2 protein-coding genes are annotated in these 3,536 nt (G+C 53.5%); both read right to left on the bottom strand.

Features of this window, described 5'->3' with window-relative positions; all coding sequences use genetic code 11:
* Window positions 1-922: 922 nt before the first annotated feature.
* The gene (gene lsrF, locus BLR50_RS03615; protein ID WP_092638662.1) at window positions 923-1,804 is read right to left on the bottom strand and encodes a 3-hydroxy-5-phosphonooxypentane-2,4-dione thiolase; all 882 of its coding nucleotides are present in this window, start codon (window positions 1,802-1,804) and stop codon (window positions 923-925) included.
* 213 nt (window positions 1,805-2,017) lie between these two features.
* A complete protein-coding gene (lsrB, locus tag BLR50_RS03610; RefSeq protein WP_092638660.1) occupies window positions 2,018-3,154 on the bottom strand; it encodes an autoinducer 2 ABC transporter substrate-binding protein LsrB in 1,137 nt (378 codons plus the stop codon).
* Window positions 3,155-3,536: the final 382 nt, after the last annotated feature.

Here is a 3,536-nt window from a genome sequence, read left to right as displayed (position 1 = left end):
CGTTCCCTACGGTGCGTTATTGTAACGTGTAGGGGCGGCGTCCCCTACGCCCCGCGGTCAACCCGCGCGCTGAAGGGTTTAGGGGTAGGGGAGGCCATTGACCTGACGCGGTTATTTATACCGCCCCGATTGAATCCGCGGGCGAACATAGTTCGCCCCTACAGGAGCGCGGTCGTTCGTAGGGAACGGTCTTGACCGTTCCGCCAGTATAATAAAGTTACCGTTGAGCCGCTAATGACATCGGCCTTGCGGGAACCCACCCCCAACCCCCCCCCCGCATCTGGGGCACATATCGTCCAAACTTCCTTCATGCGGGAGAGGGAGGAATGTTCGGGGGCTTCGCCCCCGAACGGGCACCCCCGTGTCGTTCCAATATCGCCTTTTATCGTCTGCAAAGCACCTAAGAGATTGTAGGGGAGACCTGCGGTATCGGCGATACCGCCGCGCGGCCTAGGGGATCGGCGAAGGGGCAAAGCCCCCTCGCATCTTTTCCCCCTCCCGCGTAAGTATTTCTATTGCCCTATGTGTCTATGGCGCGGGAGGGGGTTGGGGGTGGGTATCCTAGGTGCTGTTGCCATAGGTTTTACGTCTGTCGAACACCCACGGCTTTAATTGTTATTTATAGGGGCGATTGTCCTCGCCTCTACAAGTATCTTACGAAATTTAATATCCACCGCCCGCGCCCCCGTTACAGTGTTGCTGTAGCGGGGGCGCATACTTTCAGCCGCAGTGTAAAATGGTTTTCGGCGTTTTTACAATGACAAAGGAGGTTCATGTAAATGAAAGAGGGTGGTTGCGGCTGAAAGCGCAGTGGATATATTCTAAAGCCAGGGTAATAGACTTCAATATCTTTTTGTAGAACGGTTGCTGGTGCGTTTACAAGTCTATTTCGTGGTATGGCCTTAAAAGCATAAAAAAGAAATTACTTATTAATCTCGCCGGTGTAGAACTCAAAGGCTTCCTTGTCGGTGGCCTTCTCGTGCACAATCATGCGGATTGCCTTTGCCATCGCAACGGGGTGGTTGCTCTGGAAGATGTTGCGCCCCATGTCAAGGCCGCGTGCGCCGCCCTGAATGCTGCGGTAGGCCATGGTAAGGGCCTCGTCCTCCGGCAGCTTCTTGCCGCCTGCAACAACAATCGGAACGGGGCAGGCCGCAACAATCTCTTCAAACTCGTCGCAATAGTAGGTCTTAATGATGTTTGCGCCAAGCTCGGCAAGAATACGGGTAGCCAGCTTAAAGAAGCGCGGGGTGCGCTCCATCTGCTTGCCTACCGCAACAACACCCATGGTGGGGATGCTGTACTTCATGCCTGCGTCGATGGTCTTGCACAGGTTGTCAAGGCTGTCCTTCTCACCCTCGGCGCCGATAAAGGTCTGTATCGCCATACAGTCGGCGTTCATGCGGATGGCGTCAGCAATGTCAACCGCAATCACCTCGTGGGAAAGGTCATCGTCTATCATCGAAGAGCCCGCGCTGCAGCGAAGCGCGATGCCCTTTTTATTGGCGGGGGTAATGCAGGTGCGCAGTGCACCGCGGGTGCCCATTAATACATCAACATGTTCCATCAGCGGGGGGATTACAAGGTCAAGCCTTTCCAGCCCTGCGGTGGAGCCCATGAAATAGCCGTGGTCAAATGCGAACATTACGGTGTTGCCGCTCTTGGGGTCAAAGATGTTGGAAAGATGGCGCTTCATGCCCCAGTCCAGGTGGCCTGCGCCCTTTACATAAAAGCCGCTGTCGTTTGCAAACGCAACGTCGGTGTGGTAATCCTTTGCTACCTTCAGTCCTTCTTTGTCTGCCATGTATCGATTCATCCTTTCTAGCTGAAACATATGTTAAAGCCATAGCCCTATAGCGGCTGATTTACTCTTCTAAAACAGCGGCAATTATCTGCCGCGAAATACTATATATCGGATTATTGGTTTTTTAAAACAGGGTTAGCTGTGGCCTTGCGGCCACAGCTCCTCCTGTTCTATGACTAGTGAGTGATTAGTAAGTTGAGTGATAAGAGTTGATTAGAAGTTGTAGTTGTCTACGTTATCCTTGGTGAACACGGTGCGCTCGGGCATCAGAACGATACCGGAATCGTCAGCGGTGTAAGCCTTGGGGTCGAGGATGGTGTTGGGCTCTACCTTTACCTTGCCAACGTTGGGGATGTCGATGGTATCGCCAACCTTAAAGGAGTTGCCGGCAGCCAGCCAGTAAGCGAGGTAAGCGCCCATAGCGCCCTGAACCTTGCAATCCCACAGGCCGAACTTCGGAACGGTGCCGTCTTTGCAGAAGTCCTTCATGGAAGAAGGGGTAGCAAAACCGGTGATGATAACCTTGCCAGCCTTGCCAAGGTTCTTGGCAGCCTGAGCCTGGCCGGGAAGTGCGGTAGAGTCGTTGCAGATGATTGCGTCGATATCGGCATGAGCCTTCAGGATGGATTCACCAACAGAAACAGCCTTCTCGGCGTCCTGCTCACTGTAGTAGTTGTCAGGAGCAACGTTTACCCAGCCCGGGTAGGTCTTCTTGATGTAGGCTTCGCCTGCTACCTGCCAGGAGTTCTGGTCGGTAACGGTAGAGGAGGAGTAGTGCCAGCAGTACTTCGCCTTGTCCTTCTTGTCGGCGGGCAGCTGAGAAGCTACCATCTCAACAAGCATCTCGCCAAGCTGCTCGGGGGTGCCCTGAGAAACCATCAGGCTGCGCTGATCGGCCTGTACGTCAGAGTCCCAGGTTACAATCTTAACGCCTGCATCTCTTGCAGCCTTTAAAGCCTGGTTTAAGCCGTCGGGGGTAACAGAGGAGATTGCAATAGCATTAACGCCCTGCTGAACGGCAGAGTTGATAACCTGAACCTGGTTGGCAACAGAAGCCTCGGGGTTTCCGGTGTAATCACAGGTAAAGCCAACATTCTTTGCCATTTCCTGTGCGCCTACGTTGGCGGATTCAAAGAACATGTTACCGGTAAGCTTGGGAATGAAAGCTACGGTGATGTCTTTTGCATTTGCTGCGGGAGCAGAAGAAGCGGGAGCTGCTGCCTCAGAAGAAGCTGCGGGTGCAGAAGATGCTGCGGGTGCGGAAGAAGCGCCGCCCTGAGGAGCTGCACAGCCTGCGAACAGAGTTACTAACATTGTCAGAATGAGTGCTACAGATAAAAGCCTACGCATGAAAAGTTCCTCCTAATTCTTTTGTTGAGATGTTTTTTACTCGTTCCGATTAAAAACATTAGGTAAACGAAGGGGATTATGTTCTGCTTTCTCTCGAAACTCGTTTTTATAATATTACCTTGGCGGATTCTGCACCCGCCTCGGTAACATCGACGGAATGGTGGAAACGCACATCGCGCCATTGGGTTTGCAGCGGCGAACATCAATCGTCCGCGGTTAACCCGCGCGCTAAAAGGTTTTGCTGTAGGAAAGACCTGCGGTCTCCCGCGGTTTATGCGCCATGCCTTCGGTGGGTTGTAGGGGCGATTATCAATCGCCCGCGGTATCTATACAGCGTCCGGTGAGGCCGCGGGCGCGCAATGCGCGCCCCTACAGGGGGATG

The organism is Acetanaerobacterium elongatum (assembly GCF_900103835.1).
In the GTDB taxonomy this organism is placed as follows: domain Bacteria; phylum Bacillota; class Clostridia; order Oscillospirales; family Ruminococcaceae; genus Acetanaerobacterium; species Acetanaerobacterium elongatum.
Note: the sequence above shows the minus strand (reverse complement) of the source record. Positions and strands in the feature narration are given on the sequence as shown.